The organism is Bradyrhizobium sp. HKCCYLRH2015 (genome assembly GCF_051168215.1).
Lineage (GTDB): Bacteria > Pseudomonadota > Alphaproteobacteria > Rhizobiales > Xanthobacteraceae > Bradyrhizobium.
On record NZ_JBNPUO010000010.1, the window covers coordinates 186,842 to 205,245 of the forward strand.

Annotated in this window: 14 protein-coding genes; 6 read left to right on the top strand and 8 right to left on the bottom strand. The window is 66.2% G+C overall.

Annotated elements, in window-relative coordinates:
- The first annotated feature begins 56 nt into the window (after positions 1-56).
- The 3 genes from ACQR1H_RS25850 to ACQR1H_RS25860 all read left to right on the top strand — a co-directional run bounded on the left by ACQR1H_RS25850 (position 57) and on the right by ACQR1H_RS25860 (position 4,507).
- A complete protein-coding gene (locus ACQR1H_RS25850; protein ID WP_434908396.1) occupies positions 57-2,402 on the top strand; it encodes a xanthine dehydrogenase family protein molybdopterin-binding subunit in 2,346 nt (781 codons plus the stop codon).
- 18 nt (positions 2,403-2,420) lie between these two features.
- The gene (locus ACQR1H_RS25855; protein ID WP_316179262.1) at positions 2,421-3,221 is read left to right on the top strand and encodes an FAD binding domain-containing protein; all 801 of its coding nucleotides are present in this window, start codon (positions 2,421-2,423) and stop codon (positions 3,219-3,221) included.
- Positions 3,222-3,394: 173 nt separating this feature from the next.
- Positions 3,395-4,507, top strand: coding sequence for a CaiB/BaiF CoA transferase family protein (locus ACQR1H_RS25860; protein ID WP_434838216.1), 1,113 nt, complete (start codon positions 3,395-3,397; stop codon positions 4,505-4,507).
- A gap of 360 nt (positions 4,508-4,867) precedes the next feature.
- On the opposite strand, the gene hppD is transcribed toward ACQR1H_RS25860, so the two are convergent.
- Positions 4,868-5,986, bottom strand: a complete 1,119-nt coding sequence (gene hppD, locus ACQR1H_RS25865) for a 4-hydroxyphenylpyruvate dioxygenase (protein WP_434881376.1) — start codon at positions 5,984-5,986, stop codon at positions 4,868-4,870.
- Between the two features lie 118 nt (positions 5,987-6,104).
- Between hppD and ACQR1H_RS25870 the strand changes: the two genes are divergently transcribed.
- Complete coding sequence (locus ACQR1H_RS25870; protein WP_315801713.1) at positions 6,105-6,584, top strand: Lrp/AsnC family transcriptional regulator; 480 nt, start codon at positions 6,105-6,107, stop codon at positions 6,582-6,584.
- Positions 6,585-6,675: 91 nt separating this feature from the next.
- Positions 6,676-6,987, top strand: coding sequence for a DUF1272 domain-containing protein (locus ACQR1H_RS25875; RefSeq protein WP_315801714.1), 312 nt, complete (start codon positions 6,676-6,678; stop codon positions 6,985-6,987).
- A gap of 75 nt (positions 6,988-7,062) precedes the next feature.
- Here the strand turns inward: ACQR1H_RS25875 and fahA are convergent, their stop codons facing one another.
- From fahA to ACQR1H_RS25900, 5 genes are all read right to left on the bottom strand, one after another.
- Positions 7,063-8,337: a fumarylacetoacetase gene (fahA, locus tag ACQR1H_RS25880; protein ID WP_315801715.1), complete on the bottom strand. Its 1,275-nt coding sequence runs from the start codon at positions 8,335-8,337 to the stop codon at positions 7,063-7,065.
- Positions 8,338-8,498: 161 nt separating this feature from the next.
- Positions 8,499-9,845, bottom strand: coding sequence for a homogentisate 1,2-dioxygenase (gene hmgA / locus ACQR1H_RS25885; protein WP_434908397.1), 1,347 nt, complete (start codon positions 9,843-9,845; stop codon positions 8,499-8,501).
- Entirely contained in the window at positions 9,845-10,801 is a 957-nt protein-coding gene (locus ACQR1H_RS25890) for an MBL fold metallo-hydrolase (protein WP_315801717.1), read from the bottom strand. The genes hmgA and ACQR1H_RS25890 overlap by 1 nt, the downstream gene beginning before the upstream one ends.
- 27 nt (positions 10,802-10,828) lie before the next feature.
- Positions 10,829-11,056 (bottom strand): DUF2783 domain-containing protein, encoded by a 228-nt coding sequence (locus ACQR1H_RS25895; RefSeq protein ID WP_315801718.1) that lies wholly within the window; start codon positions 11,054-11,056, stop codon positions 10,829-10,831.
- A gap of 13 nt (positions 11,057-11,069) precedes the next feature.
- A complete protein-coding gene (locus ACQR1H_RS25900) occupies positions 11,070-12,704 on the bottom strand; it encodes an FAD-dependent oxidoreductase (RefSeq protein ID WP_316238035.1) in 1,635 nt (544 codons plus the stop codon).
- Between the two features lie 167 nt (positions 12,705-12,871).
- On the opposite strand from ACQR1H_RS25900, the gene ACQR1H_RS25905 reads away from it, so the two are divergent.
- Positions 12,872-13,429 (top strand): MarR family winged helix-turn-helix transcriptional regulator, encoded by a 558-nt coding sequence (locus ACQR1H_RS25905; protein WP_316179251.1) that lies wholly within the window; start codon positions 12,872-12,874, stop codon positions 13,427-13,429.
- A gap of 135 nt (positions 13,430-13,564) precedes the next feature.
- On the opposite strand, the gene ACQR1H_RS25910 is transcribed toward ACQR1H_RS25905, so the two are convergent.
- Both ACQR1H_RS25910 and ACQR1H_RS25915 read right to left on the bottom strand, forming a co-directional pair.
- Positions 13,565-16,021 carry an adenylate/guanylate cyclase domain-containing protein gene (locus ACQR1H_RS25910; protein ID WP_316179249.1) on the bottom strand — a complete coding sequence of 819 codons (2,457 nt, stop codon included), beginning with the start codon at positions 16,019-16,021 and terminating at the stop codon, positions 13,565-13,567.
- Positions 16,022-16,282: 261 nt separating this feature from the next.
- Positions 16,283-18,364, bottom strand: coding sequence for an AsmA family protein (locus ACQR1H_RS25915; protein WP_316179247.1), 2,082 nt, complete (start codon positions 18,362-18,364; stop codon positions 16,283-16,285).
- Positions 18,365-18,404: the final 40 nt, after the last annotated feature.

The following is an 18,404-nucleotide window of genomic DNA, read 5'->3' on the forward strand; positions in this document are numbered from 1 at the left end:
CGCTGCGCGCGATGGCCGCGGCGGGACAATAGAACTCCGGTAGGGGAGAGATTCGCATGGGTATGGAAGGCATTGGCGCCAGCGTCGTCCGCAAGGAGGACAAGCGTTTCATCACCGGCAAGGGCCGCTACGTCGACGACGTCAAACTGGTGGGCATGACCTTTGCCCATTTCATCCGCAGCCCGCACGCGCATGCCAAGGTCAAGAGCATCGACTCCTCGGCCGCCGAGGCGATGCCGGGCGTGGTCGCGGTGCTGACCGGCAGGCAGATCGTCGACGACAAGGTCGGCAACCTGATCTGCGGCTGGGCCATCACCTCGAAGGACGGCTCGCCGATGAAGATGGGCGCATGGCCGGCGATGGCGCCGGAGACCGTGCGCTTCGTCGGCCAGGCCGTCGCCGTGGTGATCGCCGACAGCAAGAACCTCGCCCGTGACGCCGCCGAGGCCGTCGTGGTCGAATATGAGGAGCTGCCGGCGGTCGCCGACGTGCCCTCCGCGCTGAAGCCCGGCGCGCCGCAGCTTCACCCGGAGGCCCCCGGCAACGTCGTCTATGACTGGCATATTGGCGACGAGGGAGCGGTCAACGCCGCCTTCGCCAAGGCCGCCAACGTCGTCACGCTGGAATTGACCAACAACCGGCTCGCACCCAACGCGATGGAGCCGCGCGCGGCGATCGCCGACTACGACGCCGCCGAGGAGCACTTCACGCTCTACACGACGTCGCAGAACCCGCACGTCGCCCGCCTGGTGCTGTCGGCGTTCTACAACATCGCGCCGGAGCACAAGCTGCGCGTCATCGCGCCCGACGTCGGCGGCGGCTTCGGCTCCAAGATCTTCATCTATCCCGAGGAGATGGTGGCGCTGTGGGCCTCCAAGAAGGTCGGCCGCCCGGTGAAGTGGACCGGCGACCGCACCGAGGCGTTCCTGACCGACGCGCACGGCCGCGACCACATCTCCAAGGCGGAGATGGCGCTCGATGCCGACAACAAGATCCTGGGGCTGCGCGTCAAGACCCACGCCAATTTCGGCGCCTACATGTCGCTGTTCTCGTCCTCGGTGCCGACCTATCTGTACGCGACCCTGCTGTCGGGCCAGTACAACATCCCGGCGATCTATGCCGAGGTGATGGGCGTCTACACCAACACCACGCCGGTCGACGCCTATCGCGGCGCCGGACGCCCTGAGGCGAGCTATCTGCTGGAGCGGCTGATGGAGACCGCGGCGCGCCAGCTCAAGGTCGATCCGGCCGAGCTGCGGCGCAAGAACTTCATCACCCAGTTCCCGCACCAGACCCCGGTGATCATGGCCTACGACACCGGCGACTTCAACGCCTCGCTCGACGCGGCGCTGAAGGCCATCGACTATGCCGGCTTCCCGGCCCGCAAGGCAGCCGCCAAGGCGCAGGGCAAGCTGCGCGGCATCGGCTTCTCCTGCTACATCGAGGCCTGCGGCATCGCGCCGTCGAAGGCAGTCGGCAGCCTGGGCGCCGGCGTCGGTCTGTGGGAATCGGCTGAGATCCGCGTCAATCCGGTCGGCACCATCGAGGTGCTCACCGGCTCGCACAGCCACGGCCAGGGCCACGAGACCACCTTCTGCCAGCTCATTGCCGAGCGCCTGGGCGTGCCGATCAGCCAGGTCTCGATCGTTCATGGCGACACCGACAAGGTGCAGTTCGGCATGGGCACCTACGGCTCGCGCTCGGCCGCAGTCGGCCTCACCGCGATCCTCAAGGCGATGGAGAAGGTCGAGGCCAAGGCCAAGAAGATCGCAGCGCATGCGCTGGAGGCTTCGGAAGGCGACATCGTCATCGAGAACGGCGAGTTCAAGGTGACCGGCACCGACAAGTCGATCGCGCTGCCGATGGTCGCCCTCGCCGCCTACACCGCGCACAACCTGCCGGACGGCATGGAGCCCGGATTGAAGGAGAGTGCCTTCTACGATCCGACCAACTTCACCTTCCCGGCCGGCACCTATATCTGCGAGCTCGAGGTCGACGAGGCCACCGGCAAGACGTCGTTCGTCAACTTCGTGGCGGCGGACGATTTCGGCCGGCTCATCAACCCGATGATCGTCGAAGGTCAGGTCCACGGCGGTCTCGTCCAGGGCATCGGCCAGGCGCTGCTCGAGCACGCGATCTACGATAGCAACGGCCAGCCGGTCACGGCGTCCTTCATGGACTACGCGATGCCGCGCGCCGACGACGTGCCGTCCTTCAAGCTCAGCCACACCACGACCCTGTGCCCGGGCAATCCGCTCGGCGTGAAGGGCTGCGGCGAGGCCGGCGCGATCGGCGCATCCGCCGCCGTGATCAACGCGATCACGGATGCGATCGGCAACAACAAGCTGGAAATGCCGGCGACGCCGGACCGCGTGTGGCACGCGATCCATGGCAACGCCTGATCGAACGGAGGAGCAACCATGTACCAGACCACTTATCACCGTGCCTCCTCGGTCGACGAGGCCGCGGCGCTGTTCTCCAAGGGCAGCGAAGCCAAGTTCCTGGCCGGCGGTCATACCCTGATCCCGGTGATGAAGCAGCGGCTTGCTGCTCCGTCCGATGTCATCGACATCGGCAAGATCAAGGACCTGATCGGCATCCAGTTGACCGGCGACACGCTCACCATCAAGGCCGCGACCACCTACTACGACATCATGACCAATGCCGATGTGAAGAAGGCGATCCCTGCCATCGCCCATCTCACCTCGGTGCTCGGCGATCCCGCGGTACGCTCCCGCGGCACGATCGGCGGCTCGATCGCCAACAACGATCCGGCAGCGGACTTCCCCGCGGCGCTGGTCTCGCTCGGTGCAACCGTGAAGACCAACAAGCGGTCGATCGCGGCCGGTGATTTCTTCAAGGGCCTGTTCACGACGGCGCTCGAGGACGGCGAGATCATCACCGAGGTGTCGTTCCCAGTGCCGGAGAAGGCCGGCTACGCCAAGATGCGCCACCCCGCGTCGCGCTTTGCGCTCACGGGTGTGTTCGTCACCAAGACCAAGGGCGGCGACGTCCGCGTCGCGGCCACCGGCGCCTCGCAGAGCGGCGTGATGCGCGTGCCCGCGATCGAGGCGGCTTTGAAGTCGAACTGGTCGGCGTCGGCGATCGACGGGGTCAGCATCCCGGCGAGCGGCCTGCTCAGCGACATCCACGGCTCGGCCGATTATCGCGCCAATCTGGTGAAGGTGATGGCGCAGCGCGCGGTGCAGGCCGCGGGCTGACCTCACAACGCGGATCATTCCGCGCAACGGCACGACAAATTCCATGCGGCGCGCAGCAATGCGCGCCGTTTTGCTTTGCGGCATACGGCGCGCTTGCGTTGGCCTGATGCACGCGGGACAATTGCGGATCAGAACGCGATCCGAAAAGACGCGTGAATCAAGGACACAACGACGTGCTCGACAAGACCGCTCCTCACAACCAGACCCGCGCCACCGGACCGCTCGCAGGCTTCCGCATCGTCGAGTTCGCCGGCATCGGACCGGGTCCGTTCGCCTGCATGCTGCTGGCGGACATGGGCGCGGAGGTGGTGACGCTGGATCGTGTCGGCGCGCGCAAGACGATGAAGTCGGTCGCTGGCCGCGGCCGCAAGGTGATCGAGCTCGATCTCAAGGACAAGTCGGTCATCGCCGAGGTGCTCGATCTGCTCGCCGGTGCCGACGCGCTGATCGAAGGCTTCCGGCCCGGCGTGATGGAGCGGCTCGGCCTCGGCCCCGACGTGGTGCTCGCGCGCAATCCGAAGCTGGTCTACGGCCGCATGACCGGCTGGGGCCAGGAGGGACCGCTGGCGCATGCGGCCGGTCACGACATCAACTATATCTCGATCACCGGCGCGCTGGCCGCGATCGGACCCCGGGAGCGCCCGGTGCCGCCGCTCAACCTGGTCGGCGACTTCGGCGGCGGCGCGCTCTACCTCGTCGTCGGTGTGCTTGCCGCGCTGCTGGAAGCGTCAAAGTCCGGCAAGGGACAAGTGGTGGACACCGCGATGTGCGACGGCGCGGCCTCGCTGCTCGCGATGTTCTTCGACCTCACCGCGATGGGCCGCTGGACCGAGGGGCGCGAGCGCAACTTCCTCGATGGCGGCGCGCACTTCTACGGCGTCTACGAATGCGCCTGCGGCAACTTCATCTCGATCGGCTCGATCGAGCCGCAGTTCTACGCGCTGCTGCGGCAGCACGCCGATCTCTCCGATCCCGCCTTCGATGCACAGATGGATCCGCGCGCATGGCCGGCGCTGAAGGAGAAGCTGGTCAGCGTGTTCAAGAGCAAGACGCGGGAGGAATGGTGCGCGATCATGGAAGGCACCGACATCTGCTTCGCGCCGGTGCTGACGATGTCGGAGGCGCCCAAGCACGCCCACATGGCCGCGCGCGGCGTGTTCGTCCAGCGGCACGGCGTGACGCAGCCCGCGCCAGCGCCAAGGTTCTCACGGACGCCGTCGACCATCCGTGAGCCGGAGGTGACGGAGATCGGGACGCTGGTGAATGCTTGGAAGGCTGGGCGTTAAGCGGACGGCTGCGGTCGCGCCGACGGTGCGCTACGCGACTATTCCGATCTGAGTGAGTTGGCCACGCCCCCTGCCTCAAACGCGGTGTCGTCCCGGCGAACGCCGGGACCCATAGCCACCGGCCGTCGTGTGGCGAAAATTATCGATGACTGTGCCCGACCGATACATCACGCGGTATGGGTCCCGGCGTTCGCCGGGACGACACTGTCTGTGGAGCGAAGGCGTGCGTCCCACACACACCGTCATTGCGTGCGCAACGACTTGTCCGCCGAAGCTCGAAGAGCGAAGGCGGAAGCAATCCAGGGCTACAGCGGAAGTCTGGGCTGCATCAGCGAGAACAACACACACCGATGAACGGCCCTACTCCGCCGCCTCGACCTTGAGCACGCCGCGGCGGATCTGGTCCTCCTCGATCGACTCGAACAGCGCCTTGAAGTTGCCTTCGCCAAAACCGTCGTCGCCCTTGCGCTGGATGAACTCGAAGAAGATCGGACCGATGGCATTGGCCGAGAAGATCTGCAGCAGCACCTTGGTGTGACCGCCGGCAACGACGCCCTCGCCGTCGATCAGGATGCCGTTTCTCTTGAGGCGGGCGAGGTCCTCGCCATGCTTGGGCAAACGCGCGTCGATGCGCTCGAAATAGGTGTCGGGCGGCGACGGCATGAACGGCAGGCCGGCGGCGCGCAGGCCCTCGACGGTTGAGTAGATGTCGCGGGCGCCGCAGGCAATGTGCTGGATGCCTTCGCCGCGATAGATCTTCAGATACTCCTCGATCTGCCCGGAATCGCCGGCATCCTCGTTGATCGGAATCCGGATCTTGCCGTCGGGGCTGGTCAGCGCGCGCGAGAACAGGCCGGAGGCGCGGCCCTCGATGTCGAAGAAGCGGATCTGGCGGAAGTTGAACAGCTTTTCGTAGAAGCCGGCCCACACGTTCATGCGGCCGCGATGCACATTGTGGGTCAGGTGATCGATATAGTAGAGGCCCGAGCCCGCGGGCCGCGGGTCGCGCGCGCCGGTCCAGTCGAATTCGAGATCATAGGCCGAGCCCTTGGCGCCATAGCGATCGACCAGATACAGCAGGCTGCCGCCGATGCCCTTGATCACAGGAACGTCCAGCGTCTTCTGCGATGCGGGCAGGTCGGCCGGCTCGGCGCCGAGCGCGATCGCGCGCGCGTAAGCCTTGTTGGCATCGACCACGCGGAACGCCATCGACGGCGCGCAGGGGCCGTGCGCGGCGACGAAGTCGTGACCGTGGCTGCCGGGCTCCTCGTTGACGAGATAGTTGATGTCGCCCTGGCGATACAGCGTGATCGCCTTGGTCTTGTGGCGCGCGACCGCCACGAAGCCCATCAGCTTGAACAGGGCATGCAGCTCGCCGGCGTCGGGATGCGCATATTCGACGAACTCGAAGCCATCCGTGCCCATCGGGTTGTCGGCGGAGATGGTGGCAGGCGGCGCATCGTGCGGAAACGGACCCATGGCAAGCTCCTAGGCTGATTGGGTTCATGATCTCCCCAATTCGGTGCATGGAGCATGCAAACCATTGTCATTTTCGCCGAAATATGCACGATCCGTGCATGATTAGGGGAGATAGCGCATGAACTCCGTCGATAGCTTCGATCTCCGCATCTTGGCCGCGCTCCAGGATGACGGTCGCCTGACCAACCAGGAGCTGGCCGAGATCGCCGGGCTCTCGGCCTCGCAATGCTCGCGGCGGCGGATGCGGCTGGAGGAGGACGGCGTCATCGCCGGCTACCGCGCCCAGCTCGCCAGCCAGGCGCTCGGGTTCGAGCTGATCGCCTTCATCCAGATCACGCTGGCGACGCACTCGCCCGACAACGCCGAGAAGTTTCGCGCGCTGGTGAACCGCATCGACGACATCCAGGAGGCCTACGCGCTGACGGGCGATTCCGACTACCTGCTGAAGGTGGTGCTGCGCGACCTCAAGAGCCTGTCAGACATCGTCAACAACGTGCTGATGCCACACCAGAGCGTGGCGCATGTGCGCTCCTCGATCGTGCTCGACCGTCTCAAGGAAAGCGCCAAGCTGCCGCTGGCGTCGCTATCGACCGGCTGAGCTCATACGGCGCGAATCGAGGGATTCGCGCCCTTCAACATCCCCATCACTTTTGCGACGATTGCCGTGCTCCCTGACCTGCGAGACGCCCATGGCCCTGCAGCTTCGGCCCAATTGCGAATATTGCGACAAGGACCTGCCGCCGGCCGCGCAGGACGCGCGCATCTGCTCCTATGAATGCACCTTCTGCGCCGACTGCGTCGAGACCAGGCTGTTCAACGTCTGCCCGAACTGCGGCGGCGGCTTCGCGCCGCGGCCGATCCGGCCGGCGCGGCAGTGGCGGCCGGGGGTCTGCACGGTGAAACAAGTGCCGTCGGACAAACGCGTTCACCTGAAATATGCGGCCGAGGATGTTGCCGCCTTCGTCGCCGGCGTGAAGCACGTGCCGCCAGTGGAGCGTTGAGCTCTCTCCCCGTCATTATGGATTCCGGGCTCGGCCCTGCGGGCCGCCCCGGAATGACGGCAGTGGATGGGGCGGCTACTCCGCTGCGACGATCGTGCCTTCGACCTCGCCGAAGCCGACGCGATAGCCGTTGCCCTGGCACCAGCCGCGCATCACCAGCGAATCGCCGTCCTCCAGGAACGTGCGCTTCACGCCGCCGGCGAGTTCGATGGGCTCGGTGCCGTTCCAGCTGATCTCGAGCAGGCTCCCGCGCTGGTGCTTCTCCGGGCCGGAGATGGTGCCACTCCCCAGGAGATCGCCGACGCTCATGACACACCCTGACGAGGCATGGTGCATCAGCTGCTGCACGCTCGACCAGTACATGTACTTGAAATTGGTCTGCGCGATGGTCTGCGCGGCGTTGCTGCCCGACGCACGCAAGGCGACGTCGAGCGCGAGATCGTAGTTCTGCGCGGCCTTCTGCTGCAGGTAGGGCAGCGGCACCGGGTCCTGCGTTGGCCCGGCCACCCGGAACGGCTCCAGCGCCTCTGATGTCACCACCCATGGACTGATCGAGGTCGCGAACGCCTTGGCCTGGAACGGCCCGAGCGGGACGTACTCCCATTGCTGGATGTCGCGCGCGCTCCAGTCGTTGAGCAACACGAAGCCGAAGATCATCGCCTCCGCCTGCGCCTCGGTCAGCATCTCGCCGAGCGGAGATGATTGGCCGATGACGACGCCCATCTCCAGCTCGAAATCGAGCCGCTTGCACGGGCCGAAGCTCGGCACGTCGGCGCTCGGCGGCTTCAGCTGCCCGCGCGGCCGGCGCACCTTGGTGCCGGAGACGACCACGGTCGACGCGCGGCCGTTATAGCCGATCGGCATGTGCAGCCAGTTCGGCTGCAGCGCGTTGTCCTTGCCGCGGAACATGACGCCGACATTGGTGGCGTGCTCCTTCGACGAATAGAAGTCGGTGTAGCCGGCGACGTGAAACGGCAAGTGCAGGTTGACGTCGTTGCGCGGCAGCAGCGCGCGGCTGCGCAGCGGCTTGTCGTCACGCAGGCGCGGATTGTCATGGCGCAGCAGTGCGCTGATCGCCGCGCGGGTCTTCGACCACACGGCGGGGCCGAGCGCCATGAAGGCATTCAGCGAGGATTGCGCGAACACCTCATAGGCCGGCGACAGGTCGAGCAGGCCCTCATCTTCGAGCACGGCGAGATCGAGCACGAAATCGCCAATGGCGACACCGACGCGCGGCTTCGGCGAATCGGCGGCGGAGAACACGCCATAGGGCAGGTTCTGGATCGGAAAGTCCGAGGCCGGATCGGCCGGAATGAAGGAGCGGAGTGAGGGGTCGTTGGGGTGGGTCAAAATGCTTCTCCAAACCGGGTCGTCATGTCCGGGCTTGACCCGCCTGCGCGGCCGAAGCCGCTTCGGCGCGGCGAAGGCCCGGGCATCCATCTAGCCGGCGGGACGATAGACGTGGATGGCCGGGGTCAAGCCCGGCCATGACGGCGTTGACATAGCTCGCGCTAAGGCCTGTTCGGATCAAACCGCTTCTCCAGTCCGTTCCAGCAATCGGCGTAGTCAGGCTGCAAGGTGCCGGACTCCGCTGCGTGCCTGGTGATCCGCTGCGGGAAGCGCGTCTCGAACATGAAGGCCATGGTGCCGGTGAGCTTGACGGGCTTCAACTCGCCATTGCTGGCGTGATCGAACGCCTCGCGGTCCGGGCCGTGCGGCAGCATGCAATTGTGCAAGGACATGCCGCCCGGCACGAAGCCCTGCGGCTTGGCGTCGTAGACGCCGTAGATCAGGCCCATGAACTCCGACATGATGTTCATGTGATACCACGGCGGGCGGAAAGTGTTGTCGGCGACCATCCAGCGCTCCGGGAAGATCACGAAGTCGATGTTGGCGGTGCCCGCCGTCTCCGACGGTGAGGTCAGCACGGTGAAGATCGACGGATCGGGATGATCGAAGCCGATCGCGCCGACCGGCGAGAAGGTGCGCAGGTCGTATTTGTAGGGCGCGTAGTTGCCGTGCCAGGCGACGACGTCGATCGGAGAGTGCTTCAGCTCGGTCTTGAACAGCGCGCCGCCCCACTTCACATAGAGCTCGGTCGGGGTATCCTTGTCCTCATACGACGCCACCGGCGTCAGGAAGTCGCGGGCATTGGCAAGGCAATTCGCGCCGATCGGGCCGCGCTCCGGCAGGGTGAAGGCGCCGCCGTAGTTCTCGCACAGATAGCCGCGCGCAGGTCCGGCCGGAATCTCGACCCGGAACTTGACGCCGCGCGGGATCACGACGATCTCGCCGGGCTCGGCATCGATGCGGCCGAACTCCGTGACGAACAACAGGCGGCCCTGCTGCAGCACGAACATCAGCTCGCCGTCGGCGTCGTAGAAGTGCTGATCGACCATCGACCTGGTGATGACGTAGACATGCGTCGCCATGCCGGCCTGCGTCGCCGCATCGCCCGCCGTCGTCATGGTCTGCACGCCCTGCAGGAACGTCACCTCGCCCGACGGCATCGGAGTCGGATCCCAGCGCAGCTGCTGTACCGTGATCTCCTGCTCGTGGCAGGGCGCGGTGCGCCACAGCCCGGCATCGACGCGTGTGAAGCGGCCGGAATGCTTCACCGACGGACGGATGCGATACAGCCATGAGCGCTCGTTGGACCCGCGCGGCGCCGTAAACGGCGAGCCCGAGAGCTGCTCGGCATAGAGACCATAGGCGCAGCGCTGCGGCGAGTTGCGCCCGATTGGCAGCGCACCAGGCAGCGCTTCGGTCTCGAACGAATTGCCGAAGCCGGACATGTAGCCCGGCGTAACCTGCCCCGTGGTGCGGTTGAGCTGGTCAGGCGATGTGTTGACGTTCATCATCCTTCTCCTTGCAGGCGGGCCCACATCTCGCGGTCGCGCTCGGCGGTCCAGATCACGGGATCATCGATGCCGCTGGCCTCGTCATAGGCGCGCGACACGTTGAACGGCAGGCAGTGCTCGTAGATCGCGAAGCTCGAGAACTTCGGGTCCATCACGTCGCGCGTGGCGGCCATGGATTCCTTCAGGCTGCGTCCCTTCGCGACCGACATCTCGGCCGCGCCGTACAGCGAGCTGACGAAGTCGCGCGTCATCGCGATCGCCTCGCGCACGGTGGCCTCGCCTTTCAGCGCATCGCCGCGACCGGGCGCGATCGCCTTGGGATTGAAGTCGCGGATCTCGTTCAAGGTCGACGGCCATTCGCGCAGATAGGCGTCGCCGCAATAGCAGGCCGAATGATATTCGATGAGGTCGCCGGAGAACATCACCTCGGCGTCCGGCACCCAGGCGACGATGTCACCGGAGGTGTGGCCGGCGCCGAGCTGGATCAGCTGCACCTCGCGCTTGCCGAGATGGATCGTCATCTCGCCTTCGAAAGTCAGCGTCGGCCAGGTCAGGCCGGGGATGCTCTCGGCGTCCTGGAACAGGCGCGGGAAGCGGCCGTATTCGGAATCCCAGTCCTGCTGGCCGCGCTCGACGATCAGTCGGCGCGTCTCCTGCGAGGCGACGATGCCCTGGGCGTGATAGGCCGAAGCGCCAAGCACGCGCACCGCGTGGTAATGCGACAGCACGACATATTTGATCGGCTTGTCGGTGACGGTCTTGACGCGCTCGATCACCTTGTTGGCCATCGCCGGCGTCGCCTGCGCATCGAACACGATGCAGCCGTCATCGCCGACGATCACCGCCGAGTTCGGATCGCCCTCCGCGGTGAACGCATAGAGATCCGGGCCGATCTCGGAGAAGGTCACCTTCTTCTCGGTGAGATCCGTCGTGGAAGCGAAACCTTTCGCCATCAGTTCATTCCTTGTGTGCGCGGCAGCCTATTGCTGCTGTTGTTGTTGCTGTTGACCGGCATCAGCCATGCTGCGTTTCGCCAGCGTGATCGCGTCGCGCAGGACGCCGATGTCGCCGATGTGATTGGCGAGGATCAGGACCAATGCCGCATCGAGGTCGGCGCTTTCGAGGTCCGAGAGGCCGCGATGGGCTTCGACAATGGCGCGGAAGGCATCGTCGGGCTTGGGGAAATTGGAGGCGGTCGAGAGCGTCATCGTTGCGGCTTCCTCAGTTCAGGCCGCAGGCGCGTGCGACCGCCGCTGCGATCGCGGCGCGGCTCGGGTGCCGGAAGCGCGCCGCGACATAGCCATCCGGACGCAGCAGATAGGATGTGCCGGGTTTGGCACCGTAACGCTTGACCGCGAAGCCCTCGCCATCGGTGAGGCCATTCGGGTCGCCGACGCGGATGACACCGACATCGTCGGGCACGTCGATCGCCTCACCATTGGCGAACGACAGCAGCGTGAAGCGCCGGCCCTGAGCGTTGAATGCATCGGTGAGATGGAGGTGCCGTCCGTCGGCTGCCTTCAGCGGCGCATCCGGCATCGATGTCCCCGGGCGCGGTCCGGTCTCCCAGGCCTCGTCGTCTTCGGTCGACAGCGGCGTCTCGTAGACCGAGGGAACCGACAGCCGGCCGCCATTGACCATGCGCTTGCCGAATTCGGTATCCCGGGCGAGCGCGAGCACCACTTTGCGCAGCCGCGCCTCCTGGTGCGAGTTCGGCGCCATGAAATCCGTCGCGCGCGTCGACTCGCGAATGTTCTCGTCGGCCGCCGCGCTTCGCTCCAGATGGTAGGTGTCGAGCAGCGCCGCGGGCGAGCTTCCGCGCAGCACGCGATCGAGCTTCCAGGCCAGATTCTCGGCATCCTCCAGCCCCGAATTGGCCCCGCGTGCGCCGAACGGCGAAACCTGATGGGCAGAGTCGCCGGCGAAGACGACGCGACCATGAATGAAGCGCTCCATGCGCCGGCACTGGAATTTATAGAGCGAGATCCACTCGAATTCGAACTGGTCATGGCCGAGCATGCGCGCGATCCGTGGCCGCACATTCTCCGGCTGCTTCTCGACGTTGGGATCGGCATAGCGGCTGAGCTGCAGGTCGATGCGCCAGACATTGTCCGGCTGCCGGTGCAACAGCGCCGAGCGTCCGGCGTGGAACGGCGGATCGAACCAGAACCAGCGCTCGGTGGGGAATTCGGCCGTCATCCTGACGTCGGCGATCAGGAACTGATCCTCGAACACCTTGCCGGAGAAGCCCGCGCCGACCATCTGGCGCAGCGAGGAGCGCGCGCCATCACAGGCGATCACATACTGCGCCGACAGCCGATACGGGCCGTCCGGCGTCTCGATCGTCAGCACCACGTGATCATTGCGCTGTTCGAGCGCGGTGACCTTGTTGCGCCAGCGCAGCGAGATCGCCGGCAGCGCGTTGACGCGATCGACCAGATAGGCCTCGGCGTAGAACTGCTGCAGGTTGATGAAGGCCGGCCGCTTGTGCCCGGGCTCCGGCAACAGGTTGAACTGATAGAGCTCGGACGGGCCGTGGAAGATGCGGCCGACGTTCCACACCACGCCCTTGTCGACCATCCGGTCGCCGACGCCGAGCCGATCCCAATATTCCAGCGAGCGCTTCGAAAAGCAGATCGCACGCGAGCCCTCGCCGATACGATCGGCATCATCGAGCACGACGACCGCATGGCCGCGCTGCGCGAGATCGATCGCGAACGACAGCCCGACGGGACCCGCACCTACGACGACGACCGGATGCGCGGCCGGCGTGGCCTGATCCTGGTCTTCGTGCCGATGATAGCCGAACTGAACCTTCGCCTGGCCCGCGCCCTGCCCCGGATTGGCCTGCACCATGGCTTGCTCGCCTTGTGGTTTTCTTGGACTTTTCGACGCGACGATTTTCGAAGCGACCGACATTTCCTCGGGCGAGGCCATCTGGCCGTCTTGCCAGATAGTCTCACCTGCAACTATTCTAAAGCCGACGGCTTCGGCCGCGTCAACTCAAAAATCGGAGCGCGATCTTGGCGAAGCCATCTCCCGCGGCGTCCAGGCAGCAGGCGAAGCCGGTCGAGGATGACCGAAATGCCGCGGTGCCGCAGGACGACGAGCGGCTCGACCTGTTCAAGTTCGCGCCATTCCGGCTCAACCGTCTGGCCGCGGAGGTCAGCGCGGCGCTCGCCGTCGAGTATCGCGAGCGCTATGGGCTCGACATTCCGGAATGGCGCGTGCTGGCGACGCTCGGCTTCCGCCGCGAGGCCTGCAGCGCGCAATATGTCGCAGCGTGCACCCGCACGCACAAATCGACCATCAGCCGGGCCGTGACGTCGCTGCTGGAGCGGCGGCTGATCGAGCGGGTCGAGAACACCGAGGATCGCCGCGAGTTCCGCCTGCGCCTGACACGGAAGGGCAAGACGCTGTACGAGGAGTTGATCCCGCGTTTGCAGCAGCGCGAGCGCGAAATCATGGCATGCCTGTCCGCCGACGAGCGCAGGACGTTCGACCGCCTGATCGGCAAGATCGAGGCGAGCCTCGACCTGATCCAGACGAGCGAGGAGGCCGACGCGAAGCAGGCCTATTAGTTGCCAAGGTGTAGAGTGGGCAAAGCGCCGCCGGAGGCGGCGCGTGCCCGCCGTTCTTCGTCGGATTGAGACGGTGGGCGCGGCGCGTGAGACTGCTGCCAAGCAACAAGCACCGCCCAGGCGCCTTTGCCCACCCTACTTGTTGGTCGCCGACGAACGCCGCGGCTCCGCTGGGACGTCCAACACGTCGATACCCTCTCCCCGCCAGCGCAAAATCTCCATCGCCAGCACCGGGTGGTTGAATCCCTTCAGATGCAGGTCGTCGATCGGCCTGGCGTCGACCGACTGTTCGACCACGCCGTAGACACGACGCGACACGATCACCTGTCCCGCCTTGGCCTCGTCGCACAGCCGCGAGGCGAGATTGGTGACGCTGCCGATCGCGGCATATTCCAGCCGGTGCTCGAAGCCGACCTGGCCGAGCGTCGCATATCCCAGCGCAATGCCGACGCCGAACCCCAGGCTGTGGCCGCGGTTTTTCCAGCGCTCGGTCAATTGTCCGATCTCTTCGCGCATTTCGAGCGCCATCCTCACCGCGCGCGTGGTGTGGTCCTCGAACGGGATCGGCGCGTTGAACAGGATCATCACGCCGTCGCCGGCATAGCGATCGAGCGTGCCCTCATATTTGAAGATGAGCTTGCCGAGCGCGGCGTGATATTCGCGCAGCACGTTCATCGCCTCCTCGGGCTCGGTGGTCTCGGTGAACGCGGTGAAGCCGCGCAGATCGCAGAACACGACCGTGACCTCGCGGCGGTGGCTTTCCAGCAGCGCATCGTGACCATCCGACGACGCGATGATCTGGGCCACCTGCGGCGCCAGGAAGCGCTCCAGCCGTCTGATCCGCTCGATCTCCGCGAGCTGCTTCTCGACGCGCTCCTCGAGCGACTTGTTCCACTCGCGCAACTGCTCGGTCTGCTCGGTGAGCTTGGCGGCCTGCTGCTGCACGGTGGCGTGGGTCAGCGCCAGCTCGCGGCCCTTCTGGTCGACCTCGGTGAACAATCGCGCATTGCGCATCGCCAGCACGGCCTGGTTGGCAAATGTCCGCATCAGTCCGATCAGGTTCGGCGGGAACGTGCCGGCCGCCCGCCGAAGCACCACCAGCGCGCCGAGCACGCCCTGCTGATCGACCAGCGGCGTGAACAGCACGGCGCGGAAGCCGGCGGCGACGGCGACATCGCGCAGCGGGTGATCGGGTGCGCTTTCAAGCTCGGCGATCGCGATCGGCTCGCCGCTGCGCACGGAATCGGAGAGCAGGCTCGTGCGCTCGTCGAGCACATTGTGCGCGCCGTCCCGGTCGACGCCCTTGGCCTCCACCAGCCTGAAGCGGCGTTCCGCGGCATCGTAGGAATAGATCAGCACGGCATCGGCATGCGTGATCTCCAGCGCGCGCGCCGCCACCGTCGGCAGCACGGCATTGAGATCGAGCGAGGAGGCCACCGCGCGTCCGACCTCCTCGAGCACCTTCAGCTCATTGATCGACTGAGCGAGATCGCGCGTCCGCTCCTCGACCTTGGCTTCCAGCACGGCATAGGACTGCGCGAGCTGGCCGGCCATGCTGTTGAACTGATCGGCGAGCTCCTCCAGCTCGTCATGCGTCTTCACCTCGATGCGCTGGGCGAAGTCACCCGCGCCGAGCTTGCGCGCGCCGGCGCGCAATGCGGTGATCGGAACGAGCATGCGGCGCGCCAGCAGCGAGCCCGCGAGGATCGCCACGGCAAGACCGAGCGCGATCAACAGCGCCCCACGCAACAGCTGGTCCCGGATCGGCGCCAGCGCGTGCGCAGTGGACTGCTCGAAGAACACGGACCAGCCGAGCTTGGGGAGCGTCGCGACCGCCGAGAGCACGGCGTGCCCGGCGCTGTCCGCGCCGGAGGCCAGCGGCTGGCCATCCGGCGCGAGCACCGCCGCGACCTGCGGCAGCTTGGCGAGGTCCTGGCCGACGGCCGGCCCTTTCGCGGAGCTCGCCAGCACCTGGCCGCGCGGATCGACCACGTAGGCGGTGCCGACCTTGCCGACCTGTGCCTCGGTCATGAAGTCTTCGAGAAAGTCGAGATCGATGTCAGCCACGGTCACACCGGCATTGAAGCCGGAATGCGCGACCGAGATCGACATCATCGGCTGCGCGCCCTTGAAGGTCACGGCCGAGAAGCTGCTTCCATGCGTGACGGTGTCGGTGAAGCGCAGATCGCGCGACAGGTCGTTGCCCGAGGAGAACGAGATCGAGGTGCGCGATACCCTGAGCTGCTCGCGGCCCTGTCCGTCGAGCTGATACAACTGCCGCACGGCCGGTGCCTGACTCAGCAGCTGCACATAGTCGGCGCGGCGCAGCTCCAGCGTGTTGGCGCTCGCCCGCGTCACCCAGCTGATCTGCCGCTGCAGATCCGAGAGCGCCTGATCGATCCGCCGGGCGCTGGCGTCGGCCTTTTCGGCCATGGCGGCGGTCAGGCTCGCCTTGGTGGACTGATAGCTGATCCAGGTTTCGGTCGCGCCGTTCACGGCCAGGACGAACACGACGAGCCCGACCAGCGACACGACGTATTTGGCGAACAGGCCCTGCCGCAACGACCAGCCTCTGTTCTCGACCTCGCTCATCCGGACCCCTCACGCGCATCATCGCCGAGGTCAGCCTCGGACAAGCGCGTCCGCTGCCGTCCTCGCGGCAGCAACACCTCGGAGACGGGACCGCTCGGGTGCGAGACGATCCGTCGCCGGCATCCGTTTAGCACAGAATGGCATGCACAGCGGCGCCCACGCCGCGCGCGCTCGCGCGCCTCGTTATCGTGCGGCTGGCCCTGAATTGCATCCACCGCTCGGGGGACATCCTTCGCGGACTCGGCCGGTCGCGGTCATATATTACCTATTGAAGATGCGCTTCAGAACGTCGTTCATCGGCTGGCTGTCCTGGGCACCGTCCTGCAAGGGCTCGGCGGGAGCGGCCTCTGCCGCGCCCTGGCCGGCGTCGCCCGGAGGCCGCGAAACAGCGCCGTCCTGGGGCGCAACCAGCGTACGGCCGCGGCTCTTGGCGGGCGGCGACGCGCCCTGCAGTCCTTGCTGAATCAGATTGCCGATCGCCGATCCGAGATCGCCGCCAAGCAGGTCGGATTGGCCGGGGGCCGGGGCCTGCCCATTCGGGGCTGCCGCTGACGGCGCGCCGTTCGGACCAGCAGCACCGGTGGGCGCAGAATTTCCGATCAGGCCGCCGATGCCGTTGATCAAATTGTTCAGCCCGGCTCCGTCCTTGCCGAACAGGCCCTGGCCCATCTGCTTGAGCCTGGCGTAGGCCGCGTCCGGATTGTCCAGGATGCCGGCCATGTCGGGGTAGAAGCGCGGCTGACTCCAGGGGCCGTCGATGACGACGGGAATCCCAAGGCCGATCGGCTCCGAGGTGCGGCCCTGGCCCTCGGTCGTCATCACGAGCTTCGGCTCGACCCGCATCGCCAGCGCCCGATTGCCCAGATCGATCGTCCCCGTACCGGCGACCTTGACCAGCGGTCCGACCAAATTGAGGTCACTGGTGGCGGCCTGCCCGCGCTCGACCTGAAACGAGGCCGAGAGCTGCGTGAGATCGGTCGTCAGTTCCTTCGAATCCTGCCATCCCGACAGCGGATTGGATGTCAATGAGCGGATCATCTGCGCAACGTTGATGCCGCGGATCGCGCCGTCCTGGAACAACAGGAACGCCGAGCCGCTCAGGTTGCTCATGATCGCCTGCTGGCTGGCGCCATTGGAGCGCAAGGCGAGCTTGCCTTGCATCCGCGCATCGAGCTTGTCGAATCCGGCGACGTTAGAGAGCAGCGGCAGCGCCCGGATGCCGACGAGATCACAGTGCATCGCATAGGCCGGATTGCCCGTGGAGGCGTCGATCACGACCTCGCCACTGGCCTGCCCCTCATAGGCGCCGAGATTGGCGATGGTCGCCTTCAGCAGGCCACCGGCCAGCGAGGCTTCGAGATCGAGCGGACCGAGGCGGGCCCCGGAGAGAACGACGTCCGTCGCCGACAGCTTCACACGGGCATCGACGTAGTTGAGACCGCGCAAGTCGATTGCCGCCGTGCTCCATCCCGACGCGCCGACAGGGCCCTGCGCGGCAGGCGCTCCCAAGTCGAGCCGGCGAACGTCGAGATCGACCTTCACCAGCGGCTTGCTCGCCAGATCGACCGAGGCCCAGCCGTTGAAATCGCCATCGCCGAGCGTTCCGCTGAGACCGTTGATCATCACCACCGGGCCATTCAGGCGAACGTCGGCGCGGCCGGCAAGACCGCCGCGGAATGCATTGGCCACGTCGATCTTGAACTCGACCGGCAGGGTCTGGCGGTCAATCGGCAGCGCCGGCGCCGGCGCTGTGACGTCGAACGTGACCGGGCGGTCGCCGGCCCGGGCCGTACCCGTGATCTTGACCTTGCCATCGGACAGAGACGCCGTCGCGCCGATGCCCTCGAGACGATTCTCGACGCGGTCGCGCGGGTTGGACAGGATGACGGCGCCGTCCCTGACGGTGACCCGTTCGATCCGGGCCGCAGGCGCCGCTTCTGGCTTCGCCGAGGCACGGCTGCGCGGCGCATTATCCCGCAGCCGCTCGCGCAGCAGCGGCAGATAGAGTGTGGGCTTGTCGATGATGATCTCGCCGATGTCGGGCCGGCCGGACCACAGGCTCGACAGCGCCACGTCAGCCTGCAGCTTGCCGATCGTCAGCCGATTGTTGCCGTCCCGCTCCTTCGGATCCTGCACGGTGATGTCCGTCAGGGTTGCATGCAGCGACGGCCACAGGCTGACGCTTGCCGAGCCGGCGATGCTCAGGCGATAGCCGGTGTCACGTTCGACGCGGTCCTGGATGGCCACCGTAAGGAAGCTCGCCGGAAGTCCAAAAGCCAGCGCCAGAGCCAGCACGACGATGACGGCGCCAATCAAACCGCCTGCGATCTTCAATGCCTTCATGTCGATGTCCCAAGCGCGAGGCGCGAGCGGTCTCCACCGG